Below are 19,220 nucleotides of genomic sequence, written 5' to 3' on the forward strand. Positions count from 1 at the left end.
GGCTTCGCCTGCGTGCGAGGCCCTTTTGCGTGATAGCATATTGACAGTAATAATAGATGGCCTAGATGGTGGTGCGGAGACGCACGAATGCGCGGTTTACCTGCGCGTTTGGGAGAATCGGGGTGCAAGTCCCCGGCTGTACCAGTAACCGTAATTCCTCTTGGCTCGGGATGTTCGCGTCGCAGATCGGACGGCGCGCCTGAGCCGTTAAGGTTAAGTCGGATCGCCTCCCATCTTGCACGCGACCGCGGCTCATGCCGTCGGTGTGCATAGGGCTCTGGAGGGAAGGGGGACCCCGATGGGGGTACTCGAGCGCAACATGCGCGATGACGTGGGGCAGCCTCAAGGCAACGCTTCAAGTACAGACAATGGGGGACAAATGGATATGTTTGAGGACGAGCGCGAGCGCGCCTCGTTGCATCGCCGTGGCGCGATTGCACGCGGTGTAGCCAAGCGCGGCCTGGTGGCATTCCTGGCCTTCGCGATGGTCTTTGGCACCATGCCGGCTCAGCTGTGGGCCGAGGGCGCCGAGGGCATTGCCGAGGCTGTGGCTCAGGCTGCGACGCCGAGTGAGGGCGCGGGGGCCGCGGGCGGTACTGCCGACCAGGGCAAGGCCGAGGTTTCGGATTCCGGGAGCGCGCCTGCAGCTAGTGCCGACACAACAGAGGCAGCAACTGGCGACGAAGGCTCGGCGACGGGGGAGAGCCCTGCCACGAGTGAGCAGTCTTCGACGGCATCCGCTGGCCAAGCAGGATCTGCCGCCGCGGCTGCCGTTCAAACAGAGAACCCGACAGAAACCGGCGATGTCGCCAAGAAGCAAGTCGAGGTCTCGTTCTCGATTATCGGCACCGATGCCGACGGCAAGGCTCAGACCTGGGTGGCACCTACGCAGCTTAAGCTCGACGAGGGCTCGACGGCTGCGGACGCCTTCGTTAAGCTGCAGCAGAAGGTGGGCTTCAAGGCGAAATACGATCCGAACACGGCATACGGTTTCCACCTCGAAAGCATCACGTCCCCGAGCGATGGCCGCACGCTTGCCTTCGATCCGGCGACTTATGCCTACTGGCAGCTGTTTGTCGACGGCGCGTCTTCCTCGGTTGGCGCGAGCGGCGTCAAGCTCACCCAGGGGCAGAAGATTGAGTTTGCCTATACGGCTGGTAGCTCGTCCCCTGTCGTTAAGGACCAGGTTGCCGCAAATGTGACCGTCATTGGTCGCGATGCCCAGGGCAAGACTCAGACTTGGGTCGATAATGCGCAGTATGTGGTGACGTCCGGCTCGAGCGCACTTGACCTTACGAAGGTCGCGCTTGAGGCGAATGATATTGACGCCGTTGCTGCGGGCTCCTTCATTCTGAGCCTTAAGTACAACGGTGTTGAGCTGGGTACGCCGCTCGATTATTCGACCTATTGGCAGCTGTTTATCAACGGCAAGTCGAGCGACTACACGGCAGACAATGTCACCATCCATGCCGGCGATACCGTCACGTGGTTCTACGGTGGCTGGGGCGACCAGTTGCCCTCCGATTCCGTCCATGCTTCCGTTCAGGTCCTCGGTAAGGACAAGGACGGCAAGCAGCAGGTTTGGGCTTCGACGGGTCAGATGAGTCTCAAGGTGGGCTCTACTGCCAAGGATCTGCTGGAGCAGACCGGCCTTAGGCTCGATTCTAGCGAATCGTCTTGGGGCTGGTTCCTCAACGGCATTTATTCGCCGTTCGACGTCGACGGTAAGCCCTATGTCGGGGATGCTGCAACCAATAGCTATTGGCGCTTCTACGTAAATGGCGAGTTCAAGAACGTTGGCGCTGGTGCCTACGAGCTCCAAGAGGGTGACGCCGTCACCTTTATGTATGGTGCTGACGCCGATGCCCTTCCCGGTCAGGTTCTTGGGTCTGTCGATGTTATCGGCCCCGATGTCAACGGCAACAATACTCGCTGGGGCTCGGCAAGCAATGTTTCTTTGCCCGAAGGCTCTACTGCCCAGAACCTTATTGAGACGGTTCTGAAGGCCAAGGGCGTTACGTACGACGGCTCCCAGAATGGTGAGTACTGGTTCCTCAATTCCATCAAATCGCCGTTCGAAGACAAGGCGTACGGCTATGATGGTGCGACCAAAAAAAATTGGCACCTGTATATCAATGGAGAGCCCTCCTTACTCTGCGCCAACCAGATTACGCTCAAGAGCGGCGATAAGGTTACGCTTGCCTATACCACTGACGATTCGCCCATGCCTGATCCCGACAAGATTGTCGTGGACCCGAGTGCGACGACTCCTGATTGGGATGCTGAGTGGGCTGGCTACGGCAACAGTGGCAACGGTTCGACCGTAACGGATGCCAAGACGCCTGTGCAGGCCGCCGGTCTTAAGTGGGCCTTCGATTGGAAGGCCGAGTCTGGCCAGCAGTATGCCAACTGCAGCGAGCCCGTTATTGCCAATGGTTTTGTGTACATCGCGACCGAGAACGAGCTCATTAAGATCGATTCGTCCACGGGCAAAAAGGTTGCCTCTGCGCCGCTTGCCTCCAAGGTGAGCTATACCTCTCGTCCGATCTATACCAATGGCCTTATCATCGTTCCGCTCAACGGCGGTGCGGTCCAGGCGATTACTGCAGACAAGCTGATCTGCAAGTGGCTGACGCCTGGTTTGACGGACCTGACGCAGAGCTCCTGCACCGTCGTTTCGGACGGCGAGTACGTCTATGTAGGCTCGGTCGATATTTCGTATGACGAGAATTACAACGCGACCTACGGCAATGGATCCTTTGCGTGCATTAAGATTGCCACGGGCGAAGTTTCTTGGCAGAACATCGACCCTGCCGAGGGCTATTACTGGACTGGTGCGGCTTTGACGGATAAGTATGCCATCGTTCCTACGAGCGCGGGTACGCTTAAGTGCATTGATAAGACGACGGGCGATGTCGTTTCGACCATGAAGCTCAGCGCTGTCGCAAATGCCGATTGCATTGCCGATCCGTCCAATGGTTCGACCTTCTATCAGATGACGCACGACGGAAAGCTCCATGTGATTTCGCTCTCGGCGAAGGGCGTGTTGAGTGAACAGAATACGGTTGATCTAGGCCTTACGAATAATCTGAGCGCCCCTGCGGTGTCTGGTGACAATCTGATTGTCGGCGGACAGACGGCTACTGGCTCTGCTCTGGTTCTCTATAACCTGAAGACGGGTAAGACCACGATGGTCGCTGCTGCCGACGGCAAGGCGCTGCCGGCTGGCCTCAACGGTATTGCTGCTACTCCGCTGGTGAGCGTTCAGGGCGGCAAGACCTATGTGTACTTCACTGTTAACAGCGCGGATAGCAAGGATTACGTCAACTACTCTGCTGGTGGTGGCGTGTATCGCTATACGCTCGGCGATGCAGAGGCGACGCAGATTTATGATGCGGCTGGCCATTACCAGCACTGTGACTCTCCGGTCATTGCCGATGCATCTGGCAACCTGTACTACATCAATGATTCGGGCACGTTGTTTAAGCTTGGAGCTGTCGAGTCTTGGACGGTTGCCTTTAATTCCAACGGCGGGTCTGCTTGCGATACTAAGTTTGTTGCTACGGCCGATGGCAAGCTGGTCAAGCCGGCCGATCCGACGCGCGACGGCTACACTTTCGGCGGTTGGTATGCCGATGAGGCTTGCATGCAGGCGTATGACTTTAGCACGCCGGTGACGGCCGACCTGACGCTGTATGCCAAGTGGACCAAGAATGCCACCAACCCTGGCGGTAATGGCGGCGCTGGTTCCAATGGCGGCAGCGGTTCTGGTACCGGTACTGGTTCCGGCGCTGGCGCTGGCGCGGGTTCTGGCTCCGGCTCGAAGGGCGGCGCTATCGCCCCGGGTCATAAGCCGACGACCAAGACGACGGTGTCGACCAAGACCGAGACCAAGGACAACAAGTCCGACAAGAAGTCCGATTCCAAGTCCGATACGGGTGCTGCTTCCACGACCACTGCTAAGAAGTCCTCTGGTGCTTCCGAGCAGGAGGCTGGCACCAACCCGCTCGCCATTGTTGGCGTTGCCGCCGGCGTCATCGGTCTCGCCATCGTCGGCGTGTTCGTGTTCACCAAACGTCGGTAGGTGAGGGCTGTGTCCAATAAATCCAAGGACGCTGACCCCAAGCAACCAGATTCCTCGTTCATTCAGTTCGACGATGCAAAGCAAAAGGGCGCCGCTTCGGCGGCGTCCGCCCCTCGCCGCAAGGCGCTCCTCGGCGTTCTGACTGCCGCGTGCGCCATTCTGATCGTCGTCTCGCTGGGCTTCGTCCATCCTTCCGAGAGCGGCGCCTGGTCCATCGACTGGATCGTTCAGACCGTGACGGGGGAGAGCGTTGTCACCAAGGACACCAAGGCGTCTGGCTCGACTACGACTTCGGGCGAGACCAGTTCCAAGGATTCCAAGTTATCGAATGACGCAAAAGATGAGTCCAAGGACTCTGATGGGTTCAAGTCCAAGGACGATTCCGAGTCTTCAAACAAGGAATCGGATAAAAGCTCGGATAGCAAGAAGTCCGATGGTCAGGACGGCAAGAAGTCTGGAGATAAATCCGCTGTCCAGAATACGGGAGCCGGCGATACTTCCAATGTGTCTGGCGGTGCTTCTTCGGGCGGCGGTCAGTCGTCTGATGGAGCCTCCAGCTCTAATGGCGGAAGCGCTCCCTCGGGCGGCCAGGGCGGCTCGCAGGAGTCCAACTACGTAACGGTGACGGTTTCGGTCACATCGAGCGCCGTGGGCAATCCTGTGTCTTCTGGTGGCACCTTCACCTTTAACGAGGGCGCTACGGCCTACGATGCCCTGTGCGCGCTGGGCCTTTCTGTCAACGCACATGGCTCGTCGTACGGCACGTATGTCTCCGCGATTGGTGGTTTGGCCGAGAAACAGTACGGCGGAACGAGCGGCTGGATGTACTCCGTCAACGGCACAACGCCCATGACGGCCTGCAGCAACTACGTTCTCTCCAACGGCGACAACGTGGTCTGGTATTACGTTGCAGGCTAGAGGCCTCGACATAGCGCGCCGGACGGGCGGTTCGGACTAACATCCGGGCCGCCCGTTTTTCATGCGAATTGGACTGGGTCGCCGGGGACCTCGACAAATAAAAAACCGGTTGGAATGGGAATTCCAACCGGTTATACATTCAAGCAAATATTGAATCGACTATGAGCGAGCGCCTTCGAGGAAGAAGCGGCGGCTAAAGTAGTTGTACCAGGTGACCAAGAACGTGGCGATGGCCTTCATGGCCTGGTAGCCGATGCTCAAAAACGTGACGCCCACAAACATGTACAGGTCGTTGAGACCCAAACCGATCACCGACAGGATGGTGAAGATCGTGAACTCGCGCTTGCGGCTCATGCCCTCGCGGTGGTCGAACACGTACTTCATGCTGAGCCAGTAGTTGACCACGACGGACGTGATAAACGAAACCGTGGTGCTCATCAAAAAGTCGAGGTGGAACAGCTCGACGAGCGCAATGAGCATGCCCCAGTCGATGCCAAAGGAGATAAGGCCCACGACAGCGAACTTGAGGAACTGCTTGGTATGAGGTTGTGCCAGTGCCTTGCGCACGTAATCACATCCAATGCGTTGATGAATCGAGCAACGAGTTACTTTAGAGCTTTTGAAAGGGAAACGTAAGGTCTTTGGCAAGAACTATACGAACTCGCCAAATATTCAAGAGGTAATCCGCGAGCGTTACAAATTTGCCCGTAAACGAGCAAGGCCCACGGACAACGCCGTGCTCGACGAGCGCCGTCCGTGGGCCCCGTAGCGCAAGGATGTCGAGCTACTTAGTCTCCTCGCCCTCCAGGAAGATCTTGCGCGTTACAAAGTTGTAGACCATGACAAGCGCGGTGGCGCAGATCTTGGCGATATTGGCCTCGAGCCCCAGACCGGCGTTGAGTGTCAGCACGATACCGTCGTTGAGTGCCAGGCCGATCACGGACAGCACGACAAAGATGATGAACTCGCGGCGGCGGCTCATGCCTTCCTTGTGCGCAAACACGTACTTCATGCTCGCAACGTAGTTAAAGATGAGCGAGACGATAAAGCCGCTGGTGTTGGCGATCAGGATGTTAAGGCCCAGACCGTAGTGGAGCAGATTCATGATGCCAAAGTCGATGACGGTGGCAATGACGCCGACGACGCCAAACTTCATGATCTGCGCAAGGAGCTTTTGCATGGTACCTGCCTTAGGGTGGCGCCGCTGCGCCGCGGGGATGACAAACTCAGCAAGTTTAGCCAATCCCCGCAAGCGGGGCTAGGCGCGCTTCTCGATAGCACCGTTTCTATATGCATCGAGCAGTTGGCGTAGGTCCTGGATCTGGCTGCGGATCTTGGCGCCGGTATCGGTGTCGCTCACCATGCGGCGACGGTCGGCCTCGTCAAAGCGGTTGGTCTCGCTTTCGATATCGATGTTGCGGGTGAGCGCTTCGGCAACGGTGGTAAAGGCCTGGTGCGACTTGAGGCGGCATCCTCGCGAGCTCGAGATGAGCGTATAGCCGGCGATGCCCGTTTTGGGATGGTAGGCGCGACAGAAACCGCCGTCGATGACCAGCAGCTTGCCGTTGGCGCGGATGGGCTGCTCGCCCTTGGTGGTCTTGACCGGGGTGTGGCCGTTGATGATGTGGCCCGTCGGCGAGCAGGCCATGGGGGCGACGCCAAACTCGCGCATGATGTCGTCGCAAACGGACGAGGACGTGGTGAGCGTATAGTACGGGTCCATCGGCTCGACCCACGTGCTCTTGTCGGCGATGTAGGCGCGCTCGAACGTGCGCACCACGCGTCCGCTGGCGGGCGAGTTAAAGCCGATCCACAGGTACCACATCCAGTCGAGGGCATCGCGGTCGCCGACGCGCCAGGCGCGGCGGGCGATATGGTCGCAAAAATCAAAATAATCGCGGCCGGCGTGCCAGGTGCCCAGACAGTTCATGCTGCCAAAGGTGCCGTCTTCGTTGAGCGGTACGCAGCCGTGGAACAGCAGATTCCCGTTGGCGACCTTATACAGGGAGCCGTGGGTATAGAGGAAATCGATGTGGCGATGCAGGTGATCGGCGGTGACAAACTCGGATACGAGTTTGTCGATGATGTGCTGTTCCTCGGGCGTAAGCGTGTAGGGGTCCGCAGGATCGACGGTGGGGAAGTCGTTGGTCGTGAGCGGCCATACGCTGCCGTCGGCAAGCGTGACCGTGCCGGTGTCGTGGTCGATCTTGTCGAGCAGCAGACGGTCTGCCATGTCGAACTCGGGGTGGCGCTGGATAATCTGGCCCTCGAGCTTAAAAAGCAGGACGTTGATGGCTTTGATCAGCGGGCTGATGGGCTCGCCGGAGGTATAGGTAGCGTCGGCGAAGGCGACAAGCTCACGCAGCGAGATGCCGTAGTCGTTCTCGAGAATCTCGTAGTTGTCGTAGCGCAGGTTGTTGCGCAGCACCGTGGCGATGCAGGCGGGCTCGCCGGCGGCGGCGCCCATCCACAGCAGGTCGTGGTTGCCCCACTGAATGTCGAGCGAATGATAGGTGAGCAGGCGGTCCATAATCTTGGCCGCGCCGCCACCGCGGTCGAAAATGTCGCCCACCAAGTGCAGATGGTCGACGGCGAGGCGCTTGATGAGTGAGGCGAGCGACTCGATAAAGTCGTCGGCGCTGGCGGTCTCCAAGATGGATTCGATAATGCGCTCGTGATAACGCACGCGGTAGTTGTTCTCATCCGGATGCGTGTGCAGCAACTCGTCGATGATGTAGGCGTAATCGCGTGGGATGGCCTTACGCACCTTGGAGCGGGTATAGCGGCTCGAAAGCGAGCGGGCAACCACAATGAGTTGGTCGAGTATGGTCTTGTACCAGGTGGGCGAGTCCTCGCGCCGGCCGCGGACAAGATCGATCTTCTCGCGCGGATAGTAGATGAGCGTGCACAGCTCGCCCTTTTCGTCAAAGGAGAGCGTGTCGCCAAAGATCTCGTCGACATGCTCGCGCACGACGCCCGAGCAGTTGTTGAGGATGTGCATAAAGGCTTCGTACTCGCCATGCACATCGCTCATAAAATGTTCGGTGCCCTTGGGCAGGTTGAGGATGGCCGAGAGGTTGATGATCTCGGTGAATGCGGATTGCTCGGTGGGGAACTGTCTCGACAGCAGGCGCAGATACTTGAAGTCTTGCGGATTGCGATCGAATGCGACCATGAAGCACCTTCCGATGTGGTTGGTAAAACTGATAAAACAGCGTCAAACGTTTATCAGTATGCGCCGCTTTTGTTTCGATTGGGGATAGGCGGCCGAATTGTTGGCCGAACGGTTTGATAAATCGATTTAGTTGAGGTAGATATGGCGGTTGGATGGAGACGACAGAGGGTGTTTTCTCAGATATTTATGCGTGGGGTCGGTGGAGACGATGGTGGTAAAGATGTTCGCTATCTTTGGTTCGATTTGGTAAATAGTGAACATATGTACCGTATGTAGGCTCACTGTGCGATAATTTGCGCAGCAATGAGTAAGGAGCCTCATATGAGTGATTTTGTCCTGACCTGTGAATCTGCCGCCGACCGAACTCGGGAGTTCTTTGCGTCGCGCAATATCCCTGTCGTGTGTTTTCATTACGAGATCGACGATGTTGTCTATACGGACGATCTGTATCAGTCGATTACGCCGGACGAGTTTTTTGCCCAGATTGCCGCGGGTGCCATGCCCAAGACGTCTCAGGTGAGCGTGGGTGAGTATGAGGAGTTTTGGGAGCCGATTGTTGCCGAGGGTAAAGACGTGCTGCACCTGACGTTGTCGTCGGGTATTTCGGGCACGTATGGATCGGCCTGCGTTGCGGCACAGATGCTCGCGGATCGCTATCCTCAGGGCGGCACGGTGCGCGTCATCGATTCGCTGGCGGCGTCTTCGGGCTTTGGCCTGTTGCTGGAATATGCCGCCGACGTGCGCGATAGCGGGGCTTCACTCGATGAGACGGCTGCCTGGATCGAGGAGCACAAGCTCAACCTGCACCACTGGTTCTTCTCGACCGATCTGTCGAGCTACCTGCGCGGCGGTCGCATTTCGGCTGCGAGCGCGATCATCGGCACCGCGCTTAAGATTTGCCCACTTATGACGGTCGATTGCGAAGGTAGGCTGTCGCCACGTGAAAAGATACGCACTAAGAAGCGCGCGATTTCCGAGATGGCTAAGACCATGTTGGCACACGTGCAGGACGGTGCGGACTATTCGGGTAAGTGCATCATGTCGCACTCGGCGTGCCGAGAGGATGCCGAGGCAGTTGCGGCGCTGATTGAGGAACAGGTTCCGCAGCTCAAAGGCAAGATTGAGATCAACAATATCGGTGCTCTGATTGGTTCGCACACCGGGCCTGGTACGGTGGCGCTCTTCTTTATGGGCGACAAGCGCGTGGATTAATTTGCCCCATCACGTCGCCGCATGATTGCTCAAACGAAAACGGCCCGCCTCACGTTTGTGGGGCGGGCCAAGTTGTTTTGCTAGCGTTTCTTTCCGCGGAAGAAAAAGCCGTGTAGTGAAGGCTTGAGGCCGCGGTTGGCGCGACGTTCCTCAACACGCTCGTGGATCGAGGCGACGCGCTCGATGACCTCGTCGGGAATTGGCACGTCGGGATTCATATTCTCGACCTGACTGACCTCGGCGGCGGCGACCTGATCAATAATGGGTACATTTTCGCGCGAAATAACGGGCGTGGCGTCTTCCTTCATCTTGCGATAACGCTGCATCATGTCGGTCTGTAGCTGTTGTGCCGAAGGCGGCGTCCAGATGATGGCGTTGGCGCCGGCGGCGATGGTCTCGCGAATGCTTTCGGGCGTCTTGCCGCCCGGCGCGATGAGCGGCAGGTTGGGATAGTGCTCGCGCAGCTCGCGCAGGACCTGCGGCGTGTTCTTACCGGCTGCGATGTTGAGGATCTTGGCGCCGGCGCGCACTTTGGCGTGAGCATCGTCGTCGCAACGAACGACCGTGGCGATGACGGGGATGTCGGCGATGTTGGTGATGTGCTCGACCATCTCGGCGGTGGCGGGGGAGTTGACCACGCAGCCCGCCGCGCCCTGCATCTCGGAGACGGCTGCCATCTGCACGGAGCGCTTGCCGGTGGTCGTGCCGCCGCCAACGCCCACAAAGACCGGGCACTCGGCAACTGTCAGCAGCGCCTGCGTAATGGCGGGCTGCGGCGTGAAGGGGTAGACGGCAAAGACGGCATCGGCATTGGAGTTGCGGATGACCGCCACGTCGGTGGTGTAGATGAGCGATTTGATGCGGCGGCCAAAGAGCGTAAAGCCGCTGGCCTCCTCGATCTCATCGGGCATGCGGAGGGCCGCCTTGCGCAGACGCCCGTCGATGGGCAGCGGCTCCATGGGCAAAAGGCCATTGGGGGTTACGGCTACCTGGGGCTCGGTAAATTCGTCCGCAAGCTCAACCTCGGAAAAATCGACCGAGGCGACGATGTCCTCGTGAACCTCGGCGGGAACATCGATGGGGGCTTGGTCGTTTGTCGCGGTGGGCGTGTCGAAGGAGCTGGTGCCGACGAAGGCATCGACGCGTTCGTTTAGATCGTTGAGGGTATCCATGGAGGCTCGATTCTATGTGATGACGGCCGGCAGGGTGCCGGCAGCGTTGTGCTTGCTAAATCGTTTGACGAGTTGATTTTTCCCCGCCGCGTCATCCGTTAGACCGAAGAGCCGGCGAACGTGAAGGAGCTGTGGTGGCGGGAATCGAGGTGCTATCTTGAAAGTCCCGTATGCAAAAGAAAGGTGACGCGGTATGGAATTCTCGGCAATGTTGGGCTCGATTGGCCTGTGTGTGGGCGCAATCGTTGCCGCCGCGGTCATCTACTTTGTGGTCACGGCCATTAAGGGTAAAAGGGCCGAACGCAAGGAGCGCGCGATGCTTAAACAGCATCGCGACCAGCGGGGCAAACGCGCACGGAGATAGCTTGTTGAGTTTTGGATCCGTGCGCTAGCTGCGTTTTCGGATCAGGGCAATGTAGAAGCCCTCAAAGTCGCGGCTAGGCGGAATGGTGAGCGTGCCGGGCATACCGTTGGCGACGGACGAGACATGGCCGGCGGCGATGGCCTCGGTGAGGGCGTTGCTCTCGATACGTGGCTCCTCACCAGCTTCCTGGGCGCGGCGTGCCTCACTTTCGCTTGGCGTGCCGTCGAGGGGGATGAGCTCGCAGTCCATATGCTTGTCGAGGGCCTCTTGCAGGGCGTCCTCGTTTTCCTGCGGCAAGATCGAACAAGTCGAATAGACGAGCGTGCCGCCCGGTTTGAGGGCTCCCATGGCGCGGTCCAGAAGCGCGCGCTGCGAGCGGGCGCACTTGCTCAGCAGCTGCTCGGTGAGGCCGCGTAGGCTCTTTTCGTTGTCGCTGATAACGGTGCCCGTGCCGGTGCAGGGGGCGTCGAGCAGGATACGGTCAAAGCGGAAGAACTCGTCAAGCTCGCGCGCGTCAATGCGCATGACAGGCACGTTTTTCGCGCCCTGGCGACCCAAATTTGCCTCGAGCTTTTCGGCGCGGGGAATACTCATCTCGCAGGCGGTGAGGTGTGCCTGTCCCTGGGTGAGGGCGGCGATCTGCGTCGTCTTGCCGCCGGGGGCCGCACACATGTCCAGGATGTCCTCGCCGGCCTGGGCGCCCAGCACGAGCGGCGGCATCATGGACGACAGGCTCTGCAGGTAGATCTTGCCGTCGCGATAGATGTCGAGGCCCCACAGGTCGGAAACCTGGGCCTCGGGCAGGATGAAAGCGTCTGGGTACCATGCGACGGTGCGATGGACGATGCCGGCGGCGTCGAGTGCCGCGGCAATGTCTTCGGCGGATGCCTTGAGCGTGTTGGCGCGCAGCGTGACGGGGCGTGTGGCCGCGGCGCCGAAGCCCTCGATCATAAGCTCGGCATCGGTGGGCGCATAGGCGCCGGCAACCGTGTCGACCATAAAGCGCGGCAGATCGGCGGCGGAGGGTTGGGCGGCAAGCTGGTCGGAAAGCTCGGTAGCGGCAAACTGCCTGAGCTTGAGCTCGGGCTTAACCTGCTTTTTCTGCTTACGACGACGCGGCTTGGACATCCGTCTTTCCTTCCTGTTCCACTCAAGTAGTCAATTTGGGACGGGGCTTTTTTAGCTACCCCGTCTGTTTTGGCAAGCGCTGCAGCCAAGGATGGGACGGGTAGCTAAAAGCCCCGTCCCAAATTGACTACAGTGCCCTACTGGTTGTCTAGTACTGGCTCTCGTGCTTGCTAAAGAAGTCGAAGCGCGGGGGCAGCGGCTTCACGCGGTGCTCGCCGGGCTTCTCGCCCAGGCTCTCCACAAGCTCGTCCGTGGAGGCAAAGATGTTATCCCAGCTGAAGAAGGCGACCGGGTCGACGTCGAAGTACTCGCAGATGAGCTCGCAGCCGGCCGGCACAATGCCGTGCATGAGGACGGTCGCCACGCGTAGCTCGGTAAAGGCGTCGATGAGGGCCTGCGTCATGGCGGCGTTGGTCTCGGCGCCCTCGAGCTTGTTGGCGGCCTTGGAGGCGTCGCTCCAGCGCTTGTTGGCGGCACGCAGGTAGTCGTCGCACACGGCGAGCGCGCGGTGCGTCTCGAACTTGTACATGGCCTGCTCAAAGGCAAGGGCGGCCTGCTCGGCAGCCTCGACCACGGCGGCAGAGGCCGCGCCGGCAGGAATGCAGCCGTTGCGATAGGGGCTCTCGTCGCCTTCCTTGACGGCAACGCCGTAGAAGCAGCTGCGGGCCAGGCGGTTGAACACGCCGGTCAGCAGCGCGCTCTCCTTAAGGGCCGGGTCGATAACGCGCTTGTCGTCGCAGGCGCGCACCTCGTTGCCGTCCTTGTCCTTGCCGGTCACGCGCGTGTCATATGCCTTGGGGCTAAAGCTCACCGGCTTCTCGGAAAGGCCGAGCGACAGCCAGTGCGCACGCATCTGCTCGCAGGTGTAGTGGTTGAGCAGGTCGTCTGCCGGTGGGGGAGGCGTCTGCGAGGACGAGCTGGCCTTTTTGCCCATGTAGAGCAGGTGGTAGCATGCGCTGACGGTGCTCTGCGTGAGGTCCCAACCCAGGGCCTCCCACATGGCGGTCTGCGCGATGCAGTAGAAATAGATGTTGTCCTGACCGATAAACTGGTAGATCTGAGCGTCGTCAGAGCACCACCAGTCGCGCCAGTCGAGCGAGCTGTGCTGGTAGGTGGGCACGGGGACCTGCGTGGAATCGGCGGCTGGCTCGCCCATGAGGGCGGCGTCCTGGGCGGCGACACCCTCGGTCACGCCGGCGGCGCGGGCGTCGCGGGCGAGTATGGTACGGGTGTAGCTGATGGGCGCCCACAGGCTTTCGGGCCAGCACCAGCAGGTGACGTCGGTCACGCCGTCGACCTCGGGCACCGGAACGCCCCAGTCGATGTTGCCGGTGATGCGGAAGGGCACGAGCGCCTTGCCGCTGCGGAAGCGCACGCCGCCGTTGGCGAGCACTGCGTGGGCATCGTCGCGCTCCTTCCAGCTGGGGAAGGTGACGGTAAAGCTGCTCTTGTTGCCCTCGGGCTCCAGGACGGTGTGCTCAGGAAGCTGATCCTCGACGGCATCGAAGGCCTCGCGGAACTTGTTCTGGATGTAGAGCTGAGCCGGCAGCAGCCATTCCTCCATGGTCTTGGAGACCACGGAGCGAACCTGCGGGTTCTGGGCGAGCTTGGCGGTATAGGTCTTCATAAAGTCGAGGTAGGCCGGCAGGTCAAAGTAGAGGTTGTCGACCGGGCGCAACTCGGGCACCTCGCCGGTGAGCTGGCTCTTGGGCGCGATGAGCTCCTCGGGCTCAAACTGGTGGCCCAGATCGCACTCGTCAGCATAGGCCTTCTCGGACTTGCAGCCCTGGATGGGGCAGCGGCCGATAACCTGGCGGCCGTTGAGGAACGTGCCGGCCTTGGCATCGTAGAACTGCAGCGTGGAGCGCTTGGAGATGGTGCCCTGCTCGTGCAGGCGCTCGATAATCTCGGCGGTCACCTCGTTGTGAATCTGCACGGCCGGCTCAAGACCCGAACCGCCGTAGATATCGCAGCTGATGTTGTAGTTGTTGAGGGTCGCGGCCTGGCGGGAGTGATTGGACTCGACATACTCGCCGATGGACTTGTCGAAGCCCTCGTTCTCCTTGAGCTTGCGGTAGCTCTCCATGATGGGCGAGCCGTAGCAGTCGGTGCCCGAGGTGAAGATGACGTTCTCGCGGCCCAGGCGGTCGCGCAGGAAGCGGGCGAAGAAGTCGGCCGGGACAAAGACGCCGCCGACGTGGCCAAAGTGCAGGCCCTTGTTGCCGTAGGGCTCGCCAGCGGTAACGATGGCGCGGCGCGGCCAGCTGGGACGGTCGTTCATGGAGTATTTAGATGCCATGGGACTCCTTCGCATAGGTGAAAGCGCGGCCGGCGCAAGGCCTGGCGGCGCGGTGGTCAATTCGTGCATATCGTTCGACATTATCGCACATGCGGGTGGGTGCGTGGCAGGGGCGCTATCCTAAGATGCTATGAATGAGATTTCCAACATACATGCGTTTGAGGACGAGGATTTTCTGCACGCCTGCTTCGTGTGGGGGATGGCCGTGCTTGGCGTATTTGCCGTGTGCCTGGTGCCGGTGTTTATGCTGCTGGGCGGGCCTGCGGACTTGGATGCGGCCGAAGCGGGCGGCTGGATGGCGGTTGTGGGCTGGATGGTCGGTGTGATCGCGGTTTCGGCGGCGGCATTTGCCGTGCACGAGCTGTTACACGCCGCGTTTTTTAAGCTGTTGGCGCCTGCGGGCGCGCATGTGACCTTTGGGGCGAATCGCGAGACGGCGATGATCTACGCCTGTGCCGAGGGCGTTGTGTATTCGCGCCGGCGCTACATTGCCATTTGCCTGGCGCCCACGGTGATCCTGACGGCGGCGTTTGCCTTGGGGTTTGCATTTTCGGGCTATCCGCTGCTGTGCTACCTGGCGGCTGGCCTGCATTTGTCGGGCTGTGTGGGCGATTGGTATTACGTGTGGACCATTTTGCGCGACCGCCGTATTGTCGCCTGCGAGGACACGTCCTTTGGCGTGCGCTTTTTCGCAAAGTAGTCTTTTTGGGACGGGGCTATTTTGACTACTTTCCTGTTGATACAGATATTTGGAACTGCTTTACATCAAAAGTAGTCAAAATTGACCCGTCCCAAAAAGACTACCCTGGGCAAAGATTGGGAGGAGATGTCCATGAAGCCGTTGTTGCTGCATGCTTGCTGCGCGCCGTGCTCGCTTGAGCCGGTTCGCCTGCTGCGCGAGGAGGGGTTTGAGCCCACGATCTGCTGGACTAACCCCAATATTCAGCCGCACGATGAATGGCGGCGGCGTCTGGACGAGCTGCGCCGGTGGTGTGCCGGCGGCGACATCGAGCTTATCGAGGCCGGAGAGGACCGTGAGCGCTGGGAGGCCGGCGTGGCCCCGCTGGGCGCCGATCGGCCCCGTCGCTGTCGCACGTGCTATGCCCTGCGCCTGGCCGAGGCATGCCGTGTGGCTCAGGAGCGCGGGTTTGAATATGTAGGCACGACGCTCGCTGTCTCGCCCTATCAGCTGTTCGAAACGTGCAATGATGTGCTCGAGCGCCTGGCTGCCGCCCGCGGGCTCACGCCGGTGATTCGCGATTTTCGCCCGTATTATCCCGAGGCCACGCGTCGTTCGCGCGAGCTGGGCATGTATCGGCAGAACTACTGTGGCTGCCGCTTTTCGGCCGTCGAGGCGGCCATGGACCGCGCCCGCATCCGTGACGAGCGCAAAGCTTCCAAATAGTAGTTCTTTTGAGCTGGCAGCCTGCTAGGATGTAGAGCGGACTTTAGCTATATAAGGAGAATCCGACGTGTCTATGCGTACTGATGATTTTGACTATAACCTGCCCGAAGAGCTCATCGCCCAGGCTCCTGCCGAGCCGCGTGACTCCTGCCGCCTGCTGGTGGTGAATCGCAAGGGATCTGAGGCGGGAACGCCGCTGGAGCACGGCGGTACCGTTGAGCACCGTATCTTCCGTGACATCATCGACTATATCGAGCCGGGCGACGTACTCGTCATCAATCAGACGCGCGTGATGCCGGCCCGTCTGATCGGTCGCAAGGCGGGCTCGGGCGGCGTGGTGGAGACGCTGCTGCTTAAGCGCCGCGAGGACGTGGATCCACTGGGTCACGTGTGGGAGTGCCTGGTTAAGCCTGGCAAGCGTCTGAAGCCCGGCGCTCAGATTGAGTATCGTGCCGGTGGCGCCCATGCGCCCGAGGGGGCTCCCGTGGTGCTGACGGCCGAGGTCGTCGACTTTGTTACCGATAGCCGCGGCGGACGCCTGGTGCGATTTGAGCCGGCCGGTTGCAATGCCGCCGGCGACCCGCGCACGCTCGACGAGGCCATCCATGCTGCCGGCCACGTGCCGCTGCCGCCCTACATTACCGATTACGAGGGCGATCCCGAGAAGTACCAGACCGTCTATGCCATGAAGGAGGAGCACTCGGCTGCCGCCCCCACGGCGGGCCTGCACTTTACCCCCGAGCTCATGGCTGCTATCGAGGCCAAGGGTGCGAAGTTCGCCGCTGTCGAGCTCGAGGTGGGCATCGATACCTTCCGTCTGGTGGAGGAGGACGACCCCACGCAGCACGTCATGCACACCGAGCGCTACCACGTGTCGCAGGAGGTTGTCGACGCCGTGCACAAGGCCAAGGCCGAGGGTCATCGTGTGATTGCCGTCGGCACCACCGCAGTGCGTTCGCTCGAAAGCGCCTTTGATGCGGATGCCCCGGTGTTCGATCCGGCTGTGACGGCGCGCTATTTTGAAGGCCGCGAGGACGGCGCCGACACGCTCGGCCGCGGTGACATCGTGGTGCGCGAGAATGCGACGACACAGCTCTACCTCATGCCCGGCTCGACCTATCACGTGGTCGACGCGCTGATCACGAACTTTCACGTGCCGCGCTCTACGCTCATGATGCTCGTGAGCGCGCTTGCCTCCCGCGACCAGATCATGGATGCCTACGCCGCCGCCATCGAGGAGCGTTACCGCTTCTTCAGCTTTGGCGACGCGATGCTCATTTGTTAGTTACGCGGTTCTACGAACCGCGTAACCACCTGACGCTGCCAAAGCATCGGCCTTGCCTTGGCTGTCAATGTGGCACTCAATGGACGTTCTTGTTTGACTGGTCGTTTAAGAACGTCCCCAAAGACTACTTGCTTGCGAACAGCCAGACTAGGATGATTACCAGGATTGCGGCGACGATGCAGACAATGGCGCCGGTGAATTTGATGCGGGAGTCGCGGGTACGCTCGCGCACCGCGTCCTCGGCGGCCTCGAGCTGGGCGACTTCTCGCTCGGTCTCGGCATGCTCGGCTTTGTCTCGGGCCAAGGATCCTGCAAGCGACTCAGTGATCTCTGGGTGGTCGTGCACCTCGGTCGCCTGTTCGATGATCGACTGCGCATGTGCGGCATCTGCTTGGGCATTGGCGATGGTCTGCTCCTGGTCACGGCGTGCCTTGTCCTCGGCAGTGATCTTCTCGCGCAGCTCGCGCTGACGAGTCGCGGCGGCCGTTTTCGCCGTCTGCAGCTCGTCGCGCGCGGCATCGGCTTCGGTCGTCACGGCTTGGTGCGCGCGCTTTGCGTCGGCGATAGGGGCTTGAGCCTGCTCGACGGCCTGCTCGGCTGCGGCAAGCGAGTGCTCAAGGTCGGCGGTGATGCGCGGGACATCTTCTTCGGCTTTACGCAGGGCATCTGCCGTGTCGGAGATCTGCATCGAGAGCTCGCTGGTGCGTACCGTATAGTTGGCGGGATTTGCCGAGGGATTGCGTTGCAGCTCGGCATACTCATGACGCAGCGTCTCGAGCTGGGCGCGCGTGGCGTCGACGGTTTGTTGTGCGGCCGCAATGCCGGCGTCTCGCTCGGTCTTCACCTTGTCGCGGATGCGCTTGGAATCCTCAAGACGTCGAACGAGGCGGTTGCCGGTCTCGCGCGAGCTCGCCTCGCGGGCCTCCACGGCGTCGAGCGCGGCCTTCAAGCGGAGTTCAGTCGCGTCATCCTCTGTCTTCATTTGTTCGAGCTGGCCCTTGAGCTCTGTCGCCTTGGCGGCGTGGGCATCACGGTCAATCTCAGCGGCCGCTGCAGTCTTTTGGGCCGTGGCAATCGCCTGGCGCTGGTCGGCGACGATCTGGTCGTAGCGGCCTGCGATATCCTGGCGCGTCTCGAGTTCCTCGGCCTGATCGGCAATGCGCTGCTCAAGTTCGGCCAAGTGGGCGCGGGCGTCGGAAAGTGCCTTTTTCGCGGCGTTCATCTCACGCATGGCCGAGGCGCCCTGGGCGATAAAGGTGCCCACGGCGTTCGCAGTGTTCGAGACAGCGGTCCCCAGATCGCGGCTCGCGGCGGGGGAATGCGGGGCGGTCGGGCGAGCGGTGTCGGCAGCATCCGCATCGGCAGCCTGCGGCGCGGCGATATTGCCGGTACCGCCCTCGACCACAGAAAAGCCTGCTGCGTGCGGATCGACCGCGTCGGCGCCAATCGTGGGGTGCTCGAGCTGCAGAAACGAGGGCATGGTGCTGCCCTGGTCGGCGACCGGAGTCTCGCCGGGCACGAAGGTCGAGGCCGCCTCGGCGGCCTCCTCTTCCTCGGCGTCCACGTCGGCATCGGCGACGGCGTCTTTCATCGCTTTGACAGCATCCATCATGGAGTCCATGACGGCATCGAGCTCTTCTTCCGAAGACACCTCGATGGGGCCCGCCGCCTGTGGTGCGGGTTCCGTGTCAGGTTCGGCATGGCTCAGCTTCGGCTGCTCGCTTTCGTCATGCTCAACAGTATCGTCTGTGTCTGTTGCCTTATCCGCACCGGCGTGCGCATCTGCACCGGCGTGCGCATCGGTGGAGGCGTCGACGCAGGTAGGAGTATCGCAGTCGTCGACGGCGCCTGCTGAATCATCAATATGCTGTTGAGTCTGGGGGTCCAGCTCGTCTGTCATAGGCACGTGCTCCTCATCGTTGTTTGTCACCCTATGATAAAGTTTCGCGCCGACATCCCACGCGCCGCAGCAAAGTTTCAAAACGTGTTCGATGGCTCGATCTGATAACAATAACTCGGCCGCTTTATCCAGTTTTTACTTGACAATCCCTTCGCCGAACGACGTGGTGCCGTTCGCCTACCGCGGTCTTTTATTTTCGCTTGAACACGCTAAAGTTACATTCCAGCTTTTGGCGCGTGAATTTGGATGCGCGCAGTCGGCGGGCGTGTCCGCCGCGA

14 protein-coding genes are annotated in these 19,220 nt (G+C 60.5%); 7 read left to right on the forward strand and 7 right to left on the reverse strand.

Annotated elements, in window-relative coordinates:
- Positions 1-379: 379 nt before the first annotated feature.
- Positions 380-4,084: a DUF4430 domain-containing protein gene (locus tag DW123_RS05910; protein WP_158570716.1), complete on the forward strand. Its 3,705-nt coding sequence runs from the start codon at positions 380-382 to the stop codon at positions 4,082-4,084.
- A gap of 9 nt (positions 4,085-4,093) precedes the next feature.
- Positions 4,094-5,002 (forward strand): DUF4430 domain-containing protein, encoded by a 909-nt coding sequence (locus tag DW123_RS05915; protein WP_233540138.1) that lies wholly within the window; start codon positions 4,094-4,096, stop codon positions 5,000-5,002.
- Positions 5,003-5,161: 159 nt separating this feature from the next.
- Here the strand turns inward: DW123_RS05915 and DW123_RS05920 are convergent, their stop codons facing one another.
- The 3 genes from DW123_RS05920 to DW123_RS05930 form a co-directional block, all read right to left on the reverse strand.
- Positions 5,162-5,569, reverse strand: coding sequence for a GtrA family protein (locus DW123_RS05920; protein ID WP_022095123.1), 408 nt, complete (start codon positions 5,567-5,569; stop codon positions 5,162-5,164).
- Positions 5,570-5,786: 217 nt separating this feature from the next.
- Positions 5,787-6,182: a GtrA family protein gene (locus DW123_RS05925; RefSeq protein ID WP_118273163.1), complete on the reverse strand. Its 396-nt coding sequence runs from the start codon at positions 6,180-6,182 to the stop codon at positions 5,787-5,789.
- Positions 6,183-6,260: 78 nt separating this feature from the next.
- Positions 6,261-8,177: a fructose-1,6-bisphosphatase gene (locus tag DW123_RS05930; RefSeq protein WP_117794548.1), complete on the reverse strand. Its 1,917-nt coding sequence runs from the start codon at positions 8,175-8,177 to the stop codon at positions 6,261-6,263.
- A 321-nt stretch (positions 8,178-8,498) separates the two neighbouring features.
- Between DW123_RS05930 and DW123_RS05935 the strand changes: the two genes are divergently transcribed.
- The gene (locus tag DW123_RS05935; RefSeq protein ID WP_118273162.1) at positions 8,499-9,389 is read left to right on the forward strand and encodes a DegV family protein; all 891 of its coding nucleotides are present in this window, start codon (positions 8,499-8,501) and stop codon (positions 9,387-9,389) included.
- Between the two features lie 80 nt (positions 9,390-9,469).
- On the opposite strand, the gene DW123_RS05940 is transcribed toward DW123_RS05935, so the two are convergent.
- The gene (locus DW123_RS05940) at positions 9,470-10,561 is read right to left on the reverse strand and encodes a hypothetical protein (protein ID WP_117734467.1); all 1,092 of its coding nucleotides are present in this window, start codon (positions 10,559-10,561) and stop codon (positions 9,470-9,472) included.
- A gap of 193 nt (positions 10,562-10,754) precedes the next feature.
- On the opposite strand from DW123_RS05940, the gene DW123_RS09595 reads away from it, so the two are divergent.
- A complete protein-coding gene (locus DW123_RS09595; RefSeq protein WP_158550195.1) occupies positions 10,755-10,925 on the forward strand; it encodes a hypothetical protein in 171 nt (56 codons plus the stop codon).
- 24 nt (positions 10,926-10,949) lie between these two features.
- On the opposite strand, the gene DW123_RS05945 is transcribed toward DW123_RS09595, so the two are convergent.
- Positions 10,950-12,053 (reverse strand): RsmB/NOP family class I SAM-dependent RNA methyltransferase, encoded by a 1,104-nt coding sequence (locus DW123_RS05945; protein ID WP_118273161.1) that lies wholly within the window; start codon positions 12,051-12,053, stop codon positions 10,950-10,952.
- Positions 12,054-12,201: 148 nt separating this feature from the next.
- Positions 12,202-14,352: a class I tRNA ligase family protein gene (locus DW123_RS05950; protein ID WP_118098906.1), complete on the reverse strand. Its 2,151-nt coding sequence runs from the start codon at positions 14,350-14,352 to the stop codon at positions 12,202-12,204.
- A 130-nt stretch (positions 14,353-14,482) separates the two neighbouring features.
- On the opposite strand from DW123_RS05950, the gene DW123_RS05955 reads away from it, so the two are divergent.
- The 3 genes from DW123_RS05955 to queA all read left to right on the forward strand — a co-directional run bounded on the left by DW123_RS05955 (position 14,483) and on the right by queA (position 17,042).
- Positions 14,483-15,052: a DUF3267 domain-containing protein gene (locus DW123_RS05955; RefSeq protein WP_117794545.1), complete on the forward strand. Its 570-nt coding sequence runs from the start codon at positions 14,483-14,485 to the stop codon at positions 15,050-15,052.
- Positions 15,053-15,184: 132 nt separating this feature from the next.
- Positions 15,185-15,757: an epoxyqueuosine reductase QueH gene (locus tag DW123_RS05960; RefSeq protein ID WP_118273160.1), complete on the forward strand. Its 573-nt coding sequence runs from the start codon at positions 15,185-15,187 to the stop codon at positions 15,755-15,757.
- A gap of 73 nt (positions 15,758-15,830) precedes the next feature.
- Complete coding sequence (gene queA / locus DW123_RS05965) at positions 15,831-17,042, forward strand: tRNA preQ1(34) S-adenosylmethionine ribosyltransferase-isomerase QueA (RefSeq protein WP_117742995.1); 1,212 nt, start codon at positions 15,831-15,833, stop codon at positions 17,040-17,042.
- A 124-nt stretch (positions 17,043-17,166) separates the two neighbouring features.
- On the opposite strand, the gene DW123_RS05970 is transcribed toward queA, so the two are convergent.
- Positions 17,167-18,942 carry a hypothetical protein gene (locus DW123_RS05970; RefSeq protein WP_118273159.1) on the reverse strand — a complete coding sequence of 592 codons (1,776 nt, stop codon included), beginning with the start codon at positions 18,940-18,942 and terminating at the stop codon, positions 17,167-17,169.
- Positions 18,943-19,220: the final 278 nt, after the last annotated feature.

This window comes from Collinsella sp. AM10-26 (genome assembly GCF_003472525.1).
Lineage (GTDB): Bacteria > Actinomycetota > Coriobacteriia > Coriobacteriales > Coriobacteriaceae > Collinsella.